The 18,191-nt window shown below is 68.3% G+C and carries 11 protein-coding genes; 6 read left to right on the top strand and 5 right to left on the bottom strand.

The features are described 5' to 3' along the window. Positions 1-17 precede the first annotated feature (17 nt). From groL to C996_RS0102450, 3 genes are all read left to right on the top strand, one after another. Positions 18-1,682 carry a chaperonin GroEL gene (gene groL, locus C996_RS0102460; RefSeq protein WP_018865886.1) on the top strand — a complete coding sequence of 555 codons (1,665 nt, stop codon included), beginning with the start codon at positions 18-20 and terminating at the stop codon, positions 1,680-1,682. A 427-nt stretch (positions 1,683-2,109) separates the two neighbouring features. Then, positions 2,110-2,751, top strand: coding sequence for an OmpA family protein (locus tag C996_RS0102455; RefSeq protein WP_018865885.1), 642 nt, complete (start codon positions 2,110-2,112; stop codon positions 2,749-2,751). Between the two features lie 209 nt (positions 2,752-2,960). Then, the gene (locus C996_RS0102450; protein WP_018865884.1) at positions 2,961-3,461 is read left to right on the top strand and encodes a thioredoxin fold domain-containing protein; all 501 of its coding nucleotides are present in this window, start codon (positions 2,961-2,963) and stop codon (positions 3,459-3,461) included. 292 nt (positions 3,462-3,753) lie between these two features. On the opposite strand, the gene C996_RS0102445 is transcribed toward C996_RS0102450, so the two are convergent. The 5 genes from C996_RS0102445 to C996_RS0102425 form a co-directional block, all read right to left on the bottom strand. Beyond that, entirely contained in the window at positions 3,754-7,893 is a 4,140-nt protein-coding gene (locus C996_RS0102445) for a translocation/assembly module TamB domain-containing protein (RefSeq protein WP_018865883.1), read from the bottom strand. An 8-nt stretch (positions 7,894-7,901) separates the two neighbouring features. Then, entirely contained in the window at positions 7,902-9,725 is a 1,824-nt protein-coding gene (locus C996_RS0102440; RefSeq protein ID WP_038035577.1) for an autotransporter assembly complex family protein, read from the bottom strand. 62 nt (positions 9,726-9,787) lie between these two features. Continuing rightward, positions 9,788-10,897 carry an ABC transporter ATP-binding protein gene (locus C996_RS0102435; protein ID WP_038035574.1) on the bottom strand — a complete coding sequence of 370 codons (1,110 nt, stop codon included), beginning with the start codon at positions 10,895-10,897 and terminating at the stop codon, positions 9,788-9,790. A gap of 11 nt (positions 10,898-10,908) precedes the next feature. Next, positions 10,909-12,675, bottom strand: a complete 1,767-nt coding sequence (locus C996_RS0102430; RefSeq protein WP_038028299.1) for an iron ABC transporter permease — start codon at positions 12,673-12,675, stop codon at positions 10,909-10,911. A 180-nt stretch (positions 12,676-12,855) separates the two neighbouring features. Next, on the bottom strand, positions 12,856-13,893 hold the full coding sequence (locus tag C996_RS0102425; RefSeq protein WP_018865879.1) for a Fe(3+) ABC transporter substrate-binding protein: 1,038 nt from the start codon (positions 13,891-13,893) through the stop codon (positions 12,856-12,858). A gap of 152 nt (positions 13,894-14,045) precedes the next feature. On the opposite strand from C996_RS0102425, the gene glnE reads away from it, so the two are divergent. The 3 genes from glnE to C996_RS0102410 are packed head-to-tail and all read left to right on the top strand — an operon-like array spanning position 14,046 to position 18,170. Then, positions 14,046-16,973 carry a bifunctional [glutamate--ammonia ligase]-adenylyl-L-tyrosine phosphorylase/[glutamate--ammonia-ligase] adenylyltransferase gene (gene glnE / locus C996_RS0102420; protein WP_018865878.1) on the top strand — a complete coding sequence of 976 codons (2,928 nt, stop codon included), beginning with the start codon at positions 14,046-14,048 and terminating at the stop codon, positions 16,971-16,973. Positions 16,974-16,985: 12 nt separating this feature from the next. Beyond that, positions 16,986-17,906, top strand: coding sequence for a branched-chain amino acid transaminase (locus tag C996_RS0102415; protein ID WP_018865877.1), 921 nt, complete (start codon positions 16,986-16,988; stop codon positions 17,904-17,906). Positions 17,907-17,945: 39 nt separating this feature from the next. Continuing rightward, complete coding sequence (locus tag C996_RS0102410; RefSeq protein ID WP_018865876.1) at positions 17,946-18,170, top strand: zinc-finger domain-containing protein; 225 nt, start codon at positions 17,946-17,948, stop codon at positions 18,168-18,170. The last annotated feature ends 21 nt before the right edge of the window (positions 18,171-18,191 follow it).

The following is an 18,191-nucleotide window of genomic DNA, read 5'->3' as shown; positions in this document are numbered from 1 at the left end:
CAGGAGTAGAACGAATCATGAGCGCTAAAGAAGTACGCTTTGGTACCGACGCCCGTACCCGCATGGCCAAGGGCGTGAACACCCTGGCCAACGCCGTGAAGGTCACCCTCGGTCCCAAGGGCCGCAACGTGGTACTGGACAAGGCCTTCGGCGCCCCGACCGTGACCAAGGACGGTGTGTCCGTGGCCAAGGAGATCGAACTGGAAGACAAGTTCGAGAACATGGGCGCGCAGCTGGTCAAGGAAGTCTCCTCGCAGACCTCCGACGCCGCCGGTGACGGCACCACCACCGCGACCGTGCTGGCCCAGTCCATCGTCCGCGAAGGCATGAAGGCGGTCACCGCCGGCATGAACCCGATGGACCTCAAGCGCGGTATCGACAAGGCCGTCAAGTCCGCGACCGAAGAGCTGAAGAAGCTGTCCAAGCCGTGCACCGAGCACAAGGCGATCGCGCAGGTCGGTTCGATCTCCGCGAACTCCGATACCGCCATCGGCGAGATCATTGCCGATGCGATGGACAAGGTCGGCAAGGAAGGCGTGATCACCGTCGAGGAAGGTTCCTCGCTGGAAAACGAGCTGGATGTCGTGGAAGGCATGCAGTTCGATCGCGGCTACCTGTCGCCCTACTTCATCAACAACCAGCAGAACATGAGCGCCGAGCTGGAGGATGCCTACATCCTGCTGTTCGACAAGAAGATCTCGAACATCCGTGATCTGCTGCCGATCCTGGAAGGCGTCGCCAAGGCCAACAAGCCGCTGCTGATCATCGCCGAGGACATCGAGGGCGAGGCCCTGGCCACGCTGGTGGTGAACTCCATGCGCGGCATCGTGAAGGTCGCCGCCGTGAAGGCCCCGGGCTTCGGCGATCGCCGCAAGGCCATGCTGCAGGACATCGCCGTGCTGACCGGTGGCCAGGTGATCTCGGAAGAGGTCGGCCTGTCGCTGGAGAAGACCACGGTGGAAGACCTGGGCCGCGCCAAGAAGGTGCAGGTGACCAAGGAAAACACCACGATCATCGACGGCATGGGCACCAACAAGGACATCAAGGGCCGTGTTGACCAGATCCGTGCGCAGATCGAGGAAGCGACCTCCGACTACGACAAGGAGAAGCTGCAGGAACGCGTGGCCAAGCTGGCCGGCGGTGTTGCGGTGATCAAGGTCGGTGCCGCCACCGAGGTCGAGATGAAAGAGAAGAAGGCCCGCGTCGAGGACGCCCTGCACGCCACGCGTGCGGCGGTGGAAGAAGGCGTGGTCCCCGGCGGTGGCGTGGCCCTGCTGCGTGCCTGCGCCGCGATCACCAAGCTCAAGGGCGACAACGAAGAGCAGACCGCGGGTATCAATATCTGCCGCCGTGCGATGGAAGAGCCGCTGCGCCAGATCGTCTACAACTCCGGTGACGAGCCGTCCGTGGTCCTGAACCAGGTCCTGGAAGGCAAGGGCAACTACGGCTACAACGCCGCCACTGGCGAGTTCGGCGACATGATCGACATGGGCATCCTGGATCCGACCAAGGTGACCCGTTCCGCACTGCAGAACGCCGCGTCCGTGGCAGCCCTGCTGATCACCACCGAGGCCATGATCGCCGACATCCCGAAGAAGGATGACGGTGGCGGCGCCGGTGGCGACGACATGGGCGGTATGGGAGGCATGGGCGGTATGGGAGGCATGGGCGGCATGATGTAAGCCGCGCCTTCTCCGTACATCGCCGATGTACCCGGGACCCCGCTTCGGCGGGGTCTTTTTGTCTGGCGAGACGATCGGCCCCAGTGTGGTCTCGTGGGTCGGCGCCGCGTCAGGGAACCCTTAATGCGACTGTGTGTCCCTTGAGATACGCGGGATCCCCGCAGGGGCTGTTGCAATGACGTGACAGTCCTGCCGAAAGTGGCTGGATCCCGGCCAGTTTGCGGAATGTGACGGCGTTGTGATGCCGACACAAAAATTGCGTCTCGTTGCGTGCAAAACCAGAACTTGTGTGCCAGTATCAGGGTACTGTAGAGGGCTTGGCGCAAGGAGCTCGCTGCTTTGGATTGCGGATGCGCGTGCGACTACTGATTTCCGTACGACCGCAAACGGGGTCCGACGTCGATTGTTTTTACAAGGAGGCTATGCAATGAATCATAAGCTCGTTAAGAATCTTCTGGCCGCGTCCGTGGCTTCGCTGGTGCTGGGCGCCGCCGGGCAGGTCGTTGCGCAGGAACCGCCGGCCGCGAACGTCACCGACCGCAGCGGCAAGGTCGTGGTCGATCGCTCTGGCGAGTGCGTGCGCACGCGTTCCTGGGCCCCGGAAAACGTGAAGTTCGAACAGTGCGCGGGCTACATCCAGGAAACCGCCGAAGCCCCCGAGCCCGAGCCCGCTGCTGCCCCGCAGCCGGAGCCGGAGCCGGAATTCACCACTACCACGCTGAGCGCCCAGGCGCTGTTCGACTTCGACAGCGCCGAGCTGCGCTCCGAAGGCCGTTCCGCCCTGCGTGACCTGGCCCGCAGCCTGACCGCCGACGACGCCGAGTACAGCTCGGTGCTGGTCGAAGGTCACACCTGCACCATCGGCCCGGCCGACTACAACCAGGGTCTGTCCGAGCGTCGTGCCCAGGCCGTCGCCGACTTCCTGGCCAGCGAAGGCGTGCGTGAAAGCGACATCCGCACCGTCGGCTACGGCGAAGACCGCCCGACCGCCGACAACTCCACCCAGGCCGGCCGCGAGGCCAACCGCCGCGTGGAAGTGACCTCCGACGTGCGCCAGCGCGCAAACTAAGGTCGCTCGCAATACCCCGGCCGCCGGTTCGCCGGCGAGCCGGTGCAAGGCCCCGCTTCGGCGGGGCTTTTTTGTGCGTGTTCCCCCGCCAGGTCGCCGATGAATCCCTCTCCGCTCCCGGGTTGACCGGGTTGGCGCGAAACGCCCTTCAGTCTGCGTTAATCTTGTGCCCCTAGACTGGGTCCAGATATCTGGAGAGGCCGATCATCATGACGATCCATCGAATCCCGAGACGCAATCCGTTCGCGGCCCTGCTGGGGGGCGTTACCCTGATGGCGGGCTTGCTGCTGACGACCCCCGCGGCCGCCGGCGGCGTGGAGCGCGCGACCGATCTGCGGGCCCTGGCCGGTAACGGTGATGGTCGGCCGACCGTGATCATGTTCGCCTCCAGTAGCTGCCCCTACTGTGACCGGGCGGAACAACAGCACCTGGGCCCGATGGCCGAGGATCCGGCCTTTGCCGGAGTGCATATCCGTAAGGTGATGCTGGACCGGGACGAGGTCCGCGACTTTGATGGCGAGACGCTGCCCGGGAATCGCCTCGGCCGGAACTACGGGGTGCGCGTCGTGCCGACCATCATGGCCTTCGATGCCGAGGGTCGTCCGGCCGGCACGCCGCTGGTGGGCATCCCCAACGAGCAGCTCTACCGTAGCCAGATCCGCACCCGCATCGAGGCGGCGCGCAACGGGGCCCGCGACGCCTCGGGCTAACAGAGAACTCTGGACGCCCACCGTGTCGGTTCGGCGTCGTGACGTGGGCGCGTTGGAGTGGATGCCTCACCGATCGCCACGTCGCTTCGCTCCTCGCGATGACCGGCGGTCAGCGCCGGCCTCGAGAAGATTCTCGGGGAGTAGTCGTGATTCGAGTGTCGGTCAGCCGTTGCGAGAAAGCGCGGTGTTTCGGTGAGCTTGGTGTACTAATGCCTGCATCCGAACCGCTTTTTCTTCGTGCCTTCGTGTGCTTCGTGGTGAACAACACCTCGGGTTCCCAATCCACAGTGCCCTAGCGTTCGATGCGGTAGATCAGGTCGACGGACTGTTCCGTGGTGCCGGAGGCGGTTTCCACGCTCAGGTTGCGGGTCAGCTCATAGCGCAGCAAAACCTTCGAGGTGTTGTCGAACAACCCGATGGAGTAGCGCAGCAGGAGCCTTGGCGAGAGGTACAGACCCAGCGTCAGCGCGCTCTCGTCCAGCCCGCCCTCGGTATCCAGTTCCACCTCGTCCAGGCCCAGTTCGCGGCCGATGCGCTCGGTGATGACCGCACCCTGTTCCAGGCCGTAGGCCGCCGCGGCGGCGGCGATCATGTTGCCGTCCGATTGTGACGCGCCCGACAGGGGGCGACCGGTCAGCAGGAACGACATTGCCTCGGTCTCGTCCATCGGCGGGTCCGAGATCACCCGCGAGCGCAGGTTGTCCGGCGTGCCGCGGATCTCCAGCCCGACTGTCACGTTGTATTCGCGCACGGTGCGCACCGCGCGCAGGTCCAGTTCCGGGGTTTCCGCCGGCCCCTGGAAGACGAGGCTGCCGCGTTCCACCCGCAGATCCTGGCCGTAGTCGCTGTACTGCCCCTCGGGGATGGTGATCTCGCCAAAGAGCTGGGTAGGCTGCCCGGTGATCTCCTCGACATCCACCTCGCCGGCGAAGCGCGCGGTCAGGCCGAAGCCGTCGAAGCGCACGTCGTCGCCCAGCCGGATCCGGATCCGGATGTCGGTCTTCAGCCCCTGGGCCTCCTGGATCTCCTCGCCGAGGATGATCTCGTCGCCGGAGACCCGGATCGCGCCCGGCGGCAGGTCCGGCGGGCGGATGCGCGCCCAGGGCAGGAATACCTCGCCGCGCACGCGAATGCCGTCGGCGGGGGTGAAGACCAGCTGCAGGTCCGGTGTGATGCGGGCCTCCGCGTCCACCCGATTGACCACCAGGAAGTCCGTGCCGGCCAGATTCAGTTCGGCGCGCGGGCCGTCGCCCCCGAGATCGACCCGGCCGTCGAGGTCGATGCCGCCATCGCCGGACTCCAGCCGCCCGGCGAGCGTCAGCTCCTCGGCCGACACAACGCGGGCCGTGATCTCGGGGATCACCACGTCGATACCCGCCTCCGGGATCAGCACGCCCCCGTCGCGGAAGGCCACCTCACCCTCCACCAGCGGTGCGTCGAGGCGGCCACCAAAGTCCAGGCGGGCGTCCAGCGACCCTCTCAGGTGCTGGATCTCGGGGCTCAGGGCGGCCAGCCACGCCAGGTCCTCGAGGCGCGCGACAAAGTCACCGTCCAGGCGCAGGTCCTCGCCGTCCGGGCGCAGGCGGATGTCGCTGCGGGCGGTTCCGCCCTCCAGGAAGTCGAGGCGCAGGGCGGCGTCCACGTCGCGGTCGCGTACCCGGGCGCTCAGGCGTACGTCGCGGTAGGGGACTTCCTCGAGATCCCCGTCCTCGTCCCGCACGATCAGGTGGCCGTCGGTCGGCGTCACGGCCAGGTCGGCCGCCAGGGTGCCGTCGGGGTCGAGGCGGCCGCTGGCGTCGGCGTTCAGCTCGCCGGCGATGGCCAGTTCCGGCGGCAGGAAGGGTTCCAGCCACGCCAGGTCCAGGGCCCGGATGTCGGCATCGAATTCCGCCCCTGCGGTGGCGCTCCAGCGGGCCTCGGTACACAGGCGTGCGTCGTCCCGCGCCAGGCACAGGCGCTCCAGCCGCGCCTGCTCGGGCCCGCCCTCCAGCGCGACCGGCTCGGCCAGGCTCCAGGCCCCGGCGGCGGGCTGGTCCAGGTCCAGTCGTTCGAGCTGTCCGCGCCAGTGCAGGGTCTCGGGGTCCAGGCCGCCGCGCAGCGCCAGTTCCAGTGAACCCAGGTCTGTCGCATCTGCGGCGAGGGTGGCGCGGTGTTCATCCACGCGGCCAGAGGCGTCCAGCCGCAAAGACTCCACCCGCGTACCGTCGCCCGGTTCGAGCCCGGTCAGGCGCAGCTCGATCTCGGCGGGTGCGGCCACCTCGAGGCCCGCATCAGCCTGCAATTCCAGCCGTTCCAGGGTGATGTCCGCCAGTCGCAGGCCGGCGCCGCTGCCGCGCGCCGCGACGCGCGGACGCTCGGGGTCCCCCGCGATACGCGCATCCAGTTCCAGTCGGCCGCCAAGGTCGGGCCAGGCCCGGTCCAGCTCCGGTGCATCCAGTTGCAGTTCGAAGTCGAGGGCGTTGGTCCACTCGCCGCGGGCGCTCAGCGTGTTCCGACCCAGCGCCAGGTCCAGGCGGTCCACGCGCAGGTGTTCGCCCTCCAGCGCGAGTTCCGCCTGAGCGGAAACGGGCTGTTCGCGCAGGCGGCCCTCCAGGCGCTGTAGTCGGGCCTGGAGGCGCGGGCGGCCGTCGGCGTCCAGGTGTCCCTCGCTGGTCAGGGCCAGCGCGAGCTGGCCGGGGAGCTCGGCGGCCACCAGTGACGGGTCCAGCCTCTCGCCGTCCAGCGCGAGATCCCACGCCAGGCCTTCGGTCCAGTCGAGGTCGCCGCTCAGGGCCAGCCGGGCACCCGTGTCGGTAGCGAGCTGCAGCCGTTCGATCTGGCCACCGGTCTCGCTCAGCGCGACCCGGGCGTCACCCGTGATGTCGATCCCGCGCAGGCGGGCCTGCAGCGGGGCCAGCTTGAGCTGCGCGGCGAGGCCACCGCTGGCGGGTGCGTAGTCGCCGTCCAGTGCCACGCGCAGTTGTTCGATGTGGCCGTCCAGCTCTGGGTGCAGGCGTGCCAGTTCCGGGGCCGCGAGGTCCAGCCCGAGGTCGAAGGCGATGCGGTGATCGGGATCGGTCAGGTCGCCGGCCAGGCCCGTGGCCGCACCCGCCAGATCCAGCCGCGCGAGGTCGCGGATGGCCAGGCGGGTGTCCTCGATGCCGGCCTCGCCATCGGCCACCCACGCGTTCAGGCGCCCGCTGAGCGGCTGATCCTCGAAATGTCCTTCCAGTTCGGTGACGCTCGCGCGTGCCTCCAGGGCGGCCAGGGGCGGGGCGTCGGTCCCCAGCGGCAGGTGACCCTGCAGCTCCGCCTTGAGATGCTCGATCCCGGCATCCACGTCCAGACCCAGCGGCGTCGGCGTCAGCTGATGGGCCTCCAGGGCCAGGTCCCAGTCCAGGGCGTCGTCGAAGCGGACCGGGCCGGACAGGGCGATCCGACCGGCTTCGGAAGCGATCTCGAGGCCTTCAAGCTGCAGCGATTCGAGGTCTCCCCGTGCACGGGTGCTCACGGCGATGCGCGGCCAGGGTGCGAGGGTGGCGGCCGTGTCGATCTCCAGGGCCCAGGCCTCCGGTGTGCCGTGCACCTCAAGGCGCCCGGCCTCTATGTCGACGTGCTGTTCCGGATCGAGGTGGTAGGCGAAGGGCTGCCACTGCGCGGTCAGTTCCAGCTCTGGCGTGGCGAACAGTTCGCGGGCGCTGGCATGCAGGCTCAGCTCGATGCCGGCGCGCAGGTCATGGTCCACCTGTACGCGTTCCCGCAGGGCCCCGGTGACCCGCAGCTCGCCGTCTGCCTCGTCGGTTCCCAGGCCCTCGGCAGCCGTCTCGGGCAGGGGGGCCTGCCACTGGCCGCGCAGCTCGAGCGGATAGTCCCCGTCGGTCTCGATCTCCCCGGTCAGTCGGGCGCGGATCTCCGGCATATCCAGTTCCAGCGCCTGCAGCTCGACCCGCGAACCGCGCGCCCGGGCGCCGGCCGTCAGGCGGGTGATGGTAGCCAGTGGCTCGCCGGTCTGAAGGATCTCCAGATCCTCGACGAGTAGCTGGCCCAGGCGCACTGCCAGCGGTAGCTGGATGGATTCGGGCAGTGCGAAGGGTTCATCGTCGGAGGCCGCCTCCGGGTCGGGCGACGGTAGATCGACGCGCATGCCCGTGGCGGCCAGCAGCCGGATGTTCAGTTCCCCGCGCAGCAGGCTGCGGGCACTGACGCCGATGCGGCCCGCGGGCAGATCGATCTCCGGCCCGTCGGGGAGCGCCAGGTACAGGCCGTGCAGCCGCAGTTCGGTAAACAGCGTTCCCTCGACCCGGTCGATGCGCAACTCGACCGGGGCCAGGCGCTCGCCCTGGGCGGCCAGCCAGCGGGTACCGGACTCGGTGGCGAGCAGGGCGCCGAGGGTCCCCAGCAGGACGATCACCAGGGTCAGGAGCGTGGACAGCCCCCACAGGCTGGCGCGCAAAACGGACTTCACAGGTCCGGCCCCATGGAGAAGTGGATGCGGAAGTCGTCTTCCGAATCCGGGCCGTGGGCCAGGTCCACGCGGATGGGACCGACCGGGGAGCGCCAGCGCACGCCGATCCCGACCCCGTAGACCGGGTCGAATTCGTCCCACTCGTTGACCACGTTGCCGGCGTCCACGAAGGCCGCGGCGCTCCAGTTGCCGACGACCGGGTAGTCGTACTCCAGGCTTCCAACCACCTTGTGGCGCCCGCCGATCACATCGCCGTCCTCGTTGCGCGGGCCGACCCGCTGATAGCCGTAGCCGCGGATACTGGCGTCACCGCCGGCGTAGAAGCGCAGGGAGCTGGGGAGCTCCTGCACCGCGTCGACCTCGGTGAAACCGGCGTCCGCGCGCGCCAGTACCCGTCCGGGGCCGAGGCCGCGCACGATCTTGCCGCTGGCCAGTACCTGCGCAAACGAGGTACTGGACAGGATCTCCTCGCGCGCGCCCTGCACGGTGGCCTCGAAGCGGTAGCCGCGCCGCGGGGTCATCGGATCGTCCGCATCCATGCGGCTGATGCGGTAGGACGGGATCAGCAGCTGGCTGCGGCCGCTGTCGTCCTCGCCGGCGGTGTAGTCCTCGTATTCGTAGCGCAGCCCCTCGGTGGTCTGCCAGCCACTGCGGCGCTGCAGGATACGGTTGGCCCCGATCTGGAAGCGGTCGGATTCCTGGGTGTCCGTCTTTTCCGTGCGGTAGGTGGTGAACAGGTTCAGGCGTTCACGCAGCGGGTCGCGCAGCGGGATCTCGTAGTTGTAGCCGATGCCGGATCGCACCGGGGACGCCTCGATCTCGGCCTGGTAGCGGTGGCCCCGGGTGTTGGCGTAGCGATGTTCGTAGCGCAGGCGGATGCGCGGTCCGATATCGGTGGAGTAGCCGATGCCGGCCTCGTAGCTGTGGCGTTTGCGTGGTTCCAGCTCCGCGAGGATCGGGACTTCCAGCCCGTCCGCCGCATCGCGCTGCGGGCGCACGCGGACGCCGCCGAAGTAGCCGCTGTCGTTCAGGTTGCGTTGCAGTGCGATGATCTGCGCCGAGCTGTACGGGTCGCCGGCCTCGAAGGGCACCATGCGCTGGACGAAGTCGTCGGCGAGGATGTCCTGGTCGATACGGACCTGGCCCATGCGGTAGCGATCCCCGGTCTCCATGTGCAGGCGGATGGTGGCGGCGCGCGCGTCGCGGTCTACCTCGAGGCGCCGGGTGTGGAGATCGGCGTCGAAGTAGCCGCGATCGGCGGCGATCCGCGTCATGCGGTTACGCAGGGCCTCGTAGCGGTCGTGGCGCAGGGTGTCACCCACGCGGATCTCGGTCTGGCTGCGCACGGCCTCGAAGCCCAGGTCGTCGGCCCCCTCGCCAGTGATCTGGATATCGATCCGCTCGACCGTGGTGGGTGGCCCGGGGTCCAGGGTGATACGGACGTCCCAGCAGTCCTCGCCGCGCTCGAAGTCCAGCTCCAGCTCGGCGTCGTAGAAGCCGATGGCGCGCAGGGCGTTGCGGGCGCGTTCCTCGGTGTCGCGCAGGACCCGGCGTTCGCGAAACCCCGGCAGGTCGCAGGGGTGCCGCGCCAGGTTGATGCTGTTGCGGATGTTCTCGCGCTGGGCGTCGGTTCCGCCCTCGATCTGCAGACCCGGGGTGGCGCCATTCTCGGCGGCGGCCGGGCTTGCCAGGCCCGCGAGCGCCAGCATTACCAGTGCGACCCCGCCGACGCGCGACAGGGCTAACCGGCGAATGAACAGGGCGCGGAGACGGGTCATGGAACGATGATAGCGGTTGCGAAGCGGGGCGCGTGTGAGGATCGGAACGCGCCAACTCACGCGAGTTCCCGCCCGACCGGCCGTTGCGTTACGCCGGCGGCGGATCAGGTCGCCGGGCAGTCCACCCCGCTGCCCCGCGAGAACACCACCAGGTGGGTGAAATCGAGACGCAGGCGTACGTGTTCGCCGATCACGAAGTTGTCGTGGGACGGGGCCATGCACAGCACGCTGAGCCCGTCCGGCAGACGCAGGGTGTAGAGGAAGTCCGCTCCGCGGAAGGCCTTGTCGAGGATCTCGGTGCGGATGGTGCCGGCCTCGTTGTCGATCGCGATGTCGTCCGGGCGGACCAGGACATCCACGGCCGTGCCGGGCGGCAGCTGCTCCGACAGAGTGCCCTCGATCTCGCCGAAGGCGGTATCCACCACATGCTCGGCGCAGACCATGCCGGGGATCAGCGTGCCCTCGCCGACGAAGTCGGCGACGAAGCGATCCGCCGGGCGGTGGTAGAGGTTGTAGGCGGTATCCCACTGGGCCACGCGGCCCTGGTGGATGACCGCGATGCGGTCGGCGAAGGCGAAGGCCTCGTGCTGGTCATGGGTGACCAGGATGGCGGTGGTGTTCTCCGCGCGCAGGATACGCCGCACTTCGCGCGCGAGCTCGCTGCGCAGCTCCACGTCCATGCTGGAGAAGGGCTCGTCCAGCAACAGCAGTTTGGGCCGCGGGGCCAGGGCCCGGGCCAGCGCGATGCGCTGCTGCTGGCCGCCGGACAGGGCATGCGGGAAGGACTCGCCATAGCCCGACAGGCCCACCAGCTTGAGCAGCGAGCGGATGCGCTCGTCGCGATCCTCGCGGCCCCAGTGGCGAATGCCGAAGGCGATGTTGTCGGCCACGCTCAAGTGCGGGAACAGGGCGAAGTCCTGGAACACCATGCCGACCCCGCGCTTCTCCGGCGGCACCGTGCCCCGGGCGTCGCTGACGCTGCGTCCGTCCAGCTGGATGCTGCCGGCCATCAGCGGCTCGAACCCGGCGATGGCGCGCAGCAGCGTGGTCTTGCCGCAGCCGGAGGGGCCCAGCAGGCAGCCGATCTGGCCCTTGGACAGGGCCAGCGATACCTGGTGGACCACGGCGGTGCCGTCGTAGCCGATGTCGACCTGATCGAGGGCGATCAGCGGCGTGTGAGGCACCTGCAGGCTGGTGTCGATGGGCTGGGTCATGGCGGGCTGGGTCATGGGGAATTCGTCGTGCCTGCGGGCATGGCGAGGGGTTTCTGCGGCGGCTGTTCGTCCGCCGCGCGGGTCGGGCCCTGCTGGCCGGGGCGCGAGCGGCCGATGGTCACGGACAGCAGGATAACGGGAACCAGGCCCACCAGCACGATCGCCAGTGCGGCGGAGGAGGATTCGGCCAGGCGTTCGTCGCCGGCCAGCTCGAAGGCGCGCACCGCGAGGGTGTTGAAGTCGAACGGGCGCAGGATCAGCGTGGCGGGCAGCTCCTTGAGTACGTCGACGAACACTAGCAGCAGCGCGGTCAGCAGGGTGCCGCGCATGATCGGCAGGTGCACCCGCGTCAGGGTCTGCAGGGGGCGCATCCCGAGCGAGCGGGCGGCGTCATCCATGCTCGGCTGGATCTTGCCCAGCCCCGCCTCGACCGTCTGCAGCGAGACCGCCAGGAAGCGCACGGTGTAGGCGAACAGCAGGGCGAAGACGGTACCCGACAGCAGCAATCCGGTGGACAGCCCGAAGGTGTCGCGCATGAAGCCGTCCAGGGCGTTGTCGAACGCGGCGAACGGGATCATCACCCCGATCGCGATCACGATGCCGGGCACCGCATAGCCCATCCCGGCGACGCGTACAGCGGCGTTCGTGAAACGACCGCCTTCCATGCGCCGGGCATAGGCAAGGAGCAGGGCCAGGGCGACGGCGATCACGGCAGCCGCGATCGCCAGCCAGAAGCTGTTGAAGACCAGGCGCCCGAAGGCCGGGTTCATCCAGTGGTCGGTGGTCTGCATGGTCCACAGGCCGAGCTGGAGGGCCGGCAGCAGGAAGCCCAGCAGCACTGGCAGCAGGCAGCCGACGAAGGCCGCGGCCCCCTTCCAGCCGCGCAGTTGATAGCGCGGAAGGGTGGAGTAGCGGCGGCTGGTGTGATGGAAGCGTGCCCGGGCCCGGGACCAGCGTTCCAGTACGATCAGGACGAAGACGAAGGTCAGCAGCACGGCCGACAGCTGGGCGGCGGCGGCCGGGTCGCCCAGGCCGTACCAGGTGCGGAAGATCCCGGTGGTGAAGGTGCTGACGCCGAAGTAGGCGACCGTGCCGTAGTCGGCCAGGACCTCCATCAGGGCGAGGGTCAGTCCGGCGATGATGGCCGGGCGCGCGAGCGGCAGGGCGACCCGGCGAAAACCGCCGAACGGGCCGGCGCCCAGGGTGCGGGAGACCTCCAGAACGCACACCGACTGTTCCAGGAAGGCGGCCCGGCTGAGCAGGTAGACATAGGGGTACAGCACCAGTGTGAGCATGGCCATGGCGCCGCCGAGCGAGCGGATCTCGGGGAACCAGTATTCGCCGTAGCCCAGGCCGGTCAGGTCACGGATCAGCACCTGGACCGGGCCGCTGAAATCCAGCATGCCGGTATAGGTATAGGCAATGATGTAGGCCGGCATGGCCAGCGGCAGCATCAGCGCCCACTGGAAGATGCCGCGCCCGGGGAAGTCGCAGACGCTGACCAGCCAGGCCACCGGCACCCCGATCAGCAGGACCCCGATACCGACCCCGATCAGCAGCGCCAGGGAATTGAACACGTAATCCGCGAGGACAGTCTCGCGCAGATGGGTCCAGACCTCCCCGGCGGGGATGAATACGTGCCCGAAGATGACCAGGATCGGCAGGGCGAGGGTCAGCGCCACGACGAGGGCAATCGCCGTCCACGGACTCGACGGCAGGCGCCGGCGGGTCGCGTGGGGTGCCGCTGGGGCGGCCGTACTGGTCGTCTGTGCGCTCATGGAGTGCGAATAGTAAAGGTTCTTGTTTCGAATACCACTATGGCCGCTTCAGGACTGGCGGATTGACGCCGGCGCGATGGCGGGTTCTTTGCATCCGAGTCTCCGATGTCTTCCGGAGTGCAAACAAAACGCCCCCGGAGGGCCGGGGGCGAGTGGGGTGCATGGTGTGATGGTTCAGGCTCAGCGCCAGCGGGCCCGATCCATCACGCGCACGGCCTCGGCGTTGTGGTTGCCCAGCCGGTAGAGCTCGATGTTGTCGGCCTTGAAGTCGCCGAATCCCTGAAGGATCTCGCTCGCCGGGACGTCGTCGCGGATCGGGTACTCCTGGTTGACCTCGGCGTACCACTCCTGGGCCTCGGTGGCGGAGAGGAACTCCAGCAGGCGGATCGCGTTGTCCCGGTTCGGGGCGTGCGCGGTGACACCGGCGCCGCTGATGTTGACGTGCGTGCCGCGGTCGTCCTGGTTGGGCCAGAAGACGCCGATCTGTTCGGCGACTTCGCGATCACGCCCTTCGCCGTCCAGCATCAGGCCCAGGTAGTAGGTGTTGGCGATCGCGATGTCGCAGACCCCGTCGGCCACCGCGCGGATCTGGTCGCGATCCCCGCCCTGCGGCTGGCGCGCCATGTTGGCGACGATTCCGTTGGCCCACTCCTGGGCGGCGTCGGTGCCCTCGGTCGCGATCATCGCGGCCACCAGCGACTGGTTGTAGACGTTGCTGGAGGAGCGGATGCAGATGCGGCCTTCCCATTGGCTATCGGTCAGGGCCTCGTAGGTCGACAGCTCGGACGGGTCGACGCGATCCTCGTGATAAAGGATCGGGCGGGCCCGCGAGGACAGGCCGAACCACAGCCCGTCGGGGTCGCGATAACGTTCGGGGATGTTCTCGTGCAGCACCTCGGACTCGATTCCCTGCAGCACGCCGGCCTCGCGGGCCTGATGCAGGCGCGCCGCATCTACGGTGATGAAGAGATCGGCCGGGGAGTTGCGGCCCTCGTGGCGCAGGCGCTGCAGCAGGCTGTCCGCACCGCCGGTCACCAGGTTGACCTGAATGCCCGTCTGATCGGTGAAGTCGTCGAGCAGCGGCTTGATCAGGTTTTCCTGGCGCGCCGAATAGAGGTTGACCTCGTCCTGATCGGCGGGGCTGCAGCCGACCAGCGGCATGCTGACGGCGATGGCCGCGGCGGTGCCGATCAGCCAGGCAAGTGGACGAAGCGTCATGGTGCGGTTCCTCATTGAAGAATGGTCAGGTGTTGGTATCTAGTAGACGAGAACGATTGTTATTTGTGTTCTCATCCCGTGTCAATACCCATTGGGTCGGCGGCGCGCTGGGCCGGGCACCCAATCGGGTGCAACGCTGATAGGCTTGGCACATGGACAAGCCTCTGCCCGAATCCCCCGCGTCCCTGCCCGTGTCGTTGCAGCAGGAGGTTCGCGACCTGCTGGCCGAGCTGGATGAGAAATGCGCCTGGCCGGATACCTTCCTCGCGGCGACGCCCGTGGCGCTGGCCTTCAGCCATTACCTGGCGCAGACGGTGCGCCAGCACCCGGAATACCTGCTCGAGGCCCTGGACCCGGAGGGCCGGGTGGCGGCCTGTGACGATGCCGCTTTCGAACGCACCCTCCAGGCGCGACTGGAGGGTGCCGCCGACGAGGCCGCGCTGCGGCATGTGCTGCGCGAGACCCGGCATCGCGAGATGATCCGCGTGGCCTGGCGCGATCTGTCGGGCCAGGCAGACCTCGACGAGGTGATGCACGACCTGAGCCGGCTGGCCCGATCCCTGATCGAGGGCGGGCTGCAGTGGCTGGACCGGCACTTGCAGGAGCGTTACGGCCAGCCCCGCGGGCCGGCGGGCGAGGCCCAGTCCATGGTGGTCCTGGGGCTGGGCAAGCTGGGGGGCGGCGAGCTCAATTTCTCCTCCGACATCGATCTGATCTTCGCCTTCGAGGAGGCGGGCGAGACCGATGGCGAACGGGTGATCGAGAACCAGGCGTTTTTCCAGCGCCTGGGGCGGCAGTTGATCGCGGTGCTGTCGGATGTGACCGCGGATGGCTTCTGCTATCGCGTGGACATGCGCCTGCGCCCATTCGGCGATTCCGGCCCGCTGGTGATGCACTTCGACGCCATGGAGGACTACTACCAGGCGCACGGACGCGAGTGGGAGCGCTATGCCCTGATCAAGGCGAGCCCGCTGGCGGGCGACCCCGAGGCCGGCGCGCGGCTGATGCGGCGGCTGCGCCCGTTCATCTATCGACGCTACCTGGACTACGGCACCCTCGCCAACCTGCGCGAGCTGAAGCAGATGATCAACGACGAGTCGGCGCGGCGCGGCCGGTTCGAGGACGTGAAGCACGGCGAGGGCGGGATCCGTGAGATCGAGTTCATCGCGCAGTCGTTCCAGCTGATCCGGGGCGGACGCGACCAGGCGCTGCAGCGTCGCGACCTGCTGGGCGTGATGGGGGTGCTGCGCGAGCGCGAGCTCCTGCCGGCCTACGCGGTCGAGCAGCTGGAGCGTTCCTATCGCTTCCTGCGCCGCGTGGAGAATCGCCTGCAGATGCTGAATGATCAGCAGACGCACCGCCTGCCCTCCAACGGGGATGATCGCCACCGCCTGGCGCTGTCGCTGGGTTTCGACGACGAGGCCGCGTTCGAGATGGCGCTGCTGCGCGAGCAGCGGCGGGTGCATGCCCACTTCGAGCAGGTCTTCAGCGCCCCGCAGCGCGCGGACGGGGCGGCCATGGAGGCCTCGCCGGAGGCGGATCGCGAGCAGCAGCTGAATCGTCTCTGGCAGGGGGCGCTCCCGGAGGATGATGCCCGCGCGGTACTGGAGGCGATGGACTTCCAGCATGCGGACGAGGCCCTGCGCGGCATCGCCGATCTACGCGAGAGCCCGGGCGTGCGTGCGATGAGCGTGACCGGGCGCCAGCGGCTGGACCGCCTGATGCCGCTGCTGATCGGGGCCATCGCGGAGATGGAGGCCCCGGATGCGGTGCTGCCCCGGGCCCTGCAGATGGTGCGCACCATCGCCCGGCGTTCGGTCTACCTGTCGCTGCTGGTGGAAAACCCGCTGGCGCTGTCCCAGCTGGTGAAGCTGGTGGCCGCCAGCCCGTGGATCAACGAACAGCTGACCCGGCATCCGGTGCTGCTGGACGAGCTGCTGGATCCGCGTGCGCTCTACGCACCGCCGGATCGCGACGGGCTGCGCGAGGAGCTGGAGGCCGAACTGGCGCAGTTTCCCGAGCAGGACCACGAACAGATGCTGGACCGCCTGCGGCAGTTCAAGCAGGTGCAGACGCTGCGCGTGGCGGCCGCCGACATCATGGGCTTCCTGCCGCTGATGAAGGTCTCCGATCACCTGACCTGGCTTGCCGAGGTCCTGCTGGAGCGGGTGCTGCAACTGGCGTGGGAGAAGATGGTCGAGCGCCACGGCGAGCCGCAGTGCGGGGCGTCGGACGCGCGGCGGGTGGCGCGCTTCGCGGTGATTGGCTACGGCAAGCTGGGCGGCTTCGAGCTGGGCTATGGTTCGGATCTGGACGTGGTGTTCCTGCACGACAGTGAAGGCGATGAAGCCCAGACGGCGGGCCCGAAGGTGATCGACAACACCGAGTTCTTCGCGCGGGTGGCCCAGCGGGTGGTGCACCTGCTGGGGGCCTTTACCCCGGCGGGCCGCCTGTACGAGGTGGATACCCGGCTGCGGCCCAGTGGCACGGCGGGGTTGCTGGTCAGTGGCCTGCAGGCGTTCCGGCGCTACCAGGACGAGTCCGCCTGGACCTGGGAACACCAGGCGCTGGTGCGGGCCCGCTTCGTGACCGGGGATGCCGAGCTGGGCGAGCGCTTTCACGCCCTGCGCCGCGAGGTCCTGACCCGCGAGCGCGACGCCGGGGCGCTGCGGGCCGAGGTCGTCGAGATGCGCGATCGCATGCTGGCGGAACACGCCTCGAAGAAGGGCCAGGGCTTCCATCTCAAGCGCGACCGTGGCGGTATCACTGATATTGAATTCATGGTTCAATACTGGGTTTTGGTATCCGCGCACGAGCACCCCGCCGTCTGCGACTGGCCGGACAAGATCCGCACGCTGGAGGCGCTCGGGCGCGAGGGTGTGATCGACGCGAGCCTGAGCGCGGCGCTGGCGGATGCCTACCGGGATCTGCGCAATCGCATCCACCGCCTCACGCTGGCGGGGTCGGATGCCCGAGTCGAGGCGCCCGACGACGCGCTCTGCGCCGTGCGCGATCGCGTGATCGAAGCCTGGAATGACCTGTTCGGCGAGCCGCAAACGGCCGCGAACCAGAACGCATAGAGGAACAAGACGATGTCGATGGCCGACCGCGACGGGGTGATCTGGCTGGACGGGCAGATGGTGCCCTGGCGCGAGGCGCAGACCCACGTACTGACCCACACCCTGCACTACGGCATGGGGGTGTTCGAGGGCGTGCGCGCCTACAAGACCGCGCGGGGCCCGGCGATCTTCCGCCTGCAGGATCACACCCGACGGCTGTTCAACTCGGCCAAGATCGTCGGGATGACCATCCCCTACACCGCCGAGGCGCTGAACGAGGCGCAGATCGCGTCCGTGCGCGACAACGGACTGGAAAGCGCCTACCTGCGGCCGATGTGTTTTCTCGGCTCCGAGGGCATGGGGCTGCGCGCCGACAACCTGCTGGTGCACGCGATGGTCGCGGCCTGGCACTGGGGCAGCTACCTGGGCGACGAGGGGATCGAGAAGGGAATCCGCATCCGCACCTCTTCCTACAGCCGCCACCACGTGAACGTGACCATGTGCAAGGCCAAGGCCAACGGCAACTACATGAACTCCATGATGGCCCTGCAGGAGGCCACCCGCTGCGGCTACGACGAGGCCATGCTGCTGGATACCGAGGGCTTCGTGGCCGAGGGCAGTGGCGAGAACATCTTCATCGTGCACGACGGCGTGCTGTTTACCCCGGACCTGACCTCCGCGCTGGACGGCATCACCCGCCGCACGGTGATCGAGCTGGCGCGTGAGGAGGGGCTGGAGGTCATTGAGAAGCGCATCACCCGCGACGAGGTGTACATTGCCGACGAGGCCTTTTTCACTGGCACCGCCGCCGAGGTGACCCCGATCCGCGAGGTCGACGATCGCCCGATCGGCACCGGCACCCGCGGCCCGATCACCGAGCGCCTGCAGTCACGCTACTTCGACGTGGTGCAGGGGCGCGACAGCCGCCACGAGGGCTGGCTGACCTTCGTCTGAGGCGCCCGAATTTTCCGTCAACCGGAAGCGAGAAGAATCATGGTGAATCCCGATACCGCCCACCATCAGGACCAGTACCAGACACCGAACGCGCAGACCGAGATCACGGTCACGCGCAAGGACCTGCCGCTGCACTGCCCCACCCCGAAGATGGCCCTGTGGGCCTCGCACCCACGCGTCTTCCTCCCGATCGACGAGACCCCGGACGGCCGCTTCCAGTGCCCCTACTGCGGCACCCAGTTCATCCTGAAAGACGACGACTGATTTCCGCGTGACCGGGGGGGC

The sequence above is a fragment of the Thioalkalivibrio sp. ALE25 genome (genome assembly GCF_000377285.1).
Taxonomy (GTDB): Bacteria; Pseudomonadota; Gammaproteobacteria; order Ectothiorhodospirales; family Ectothiorhodospiraceae; genus Thioalkalivibrio.
The sequence above is the reverse complement of the archived record's forward strand: the minus strand, read 5'-3'. Positions and strand labels throughout refer to the sequence as shown.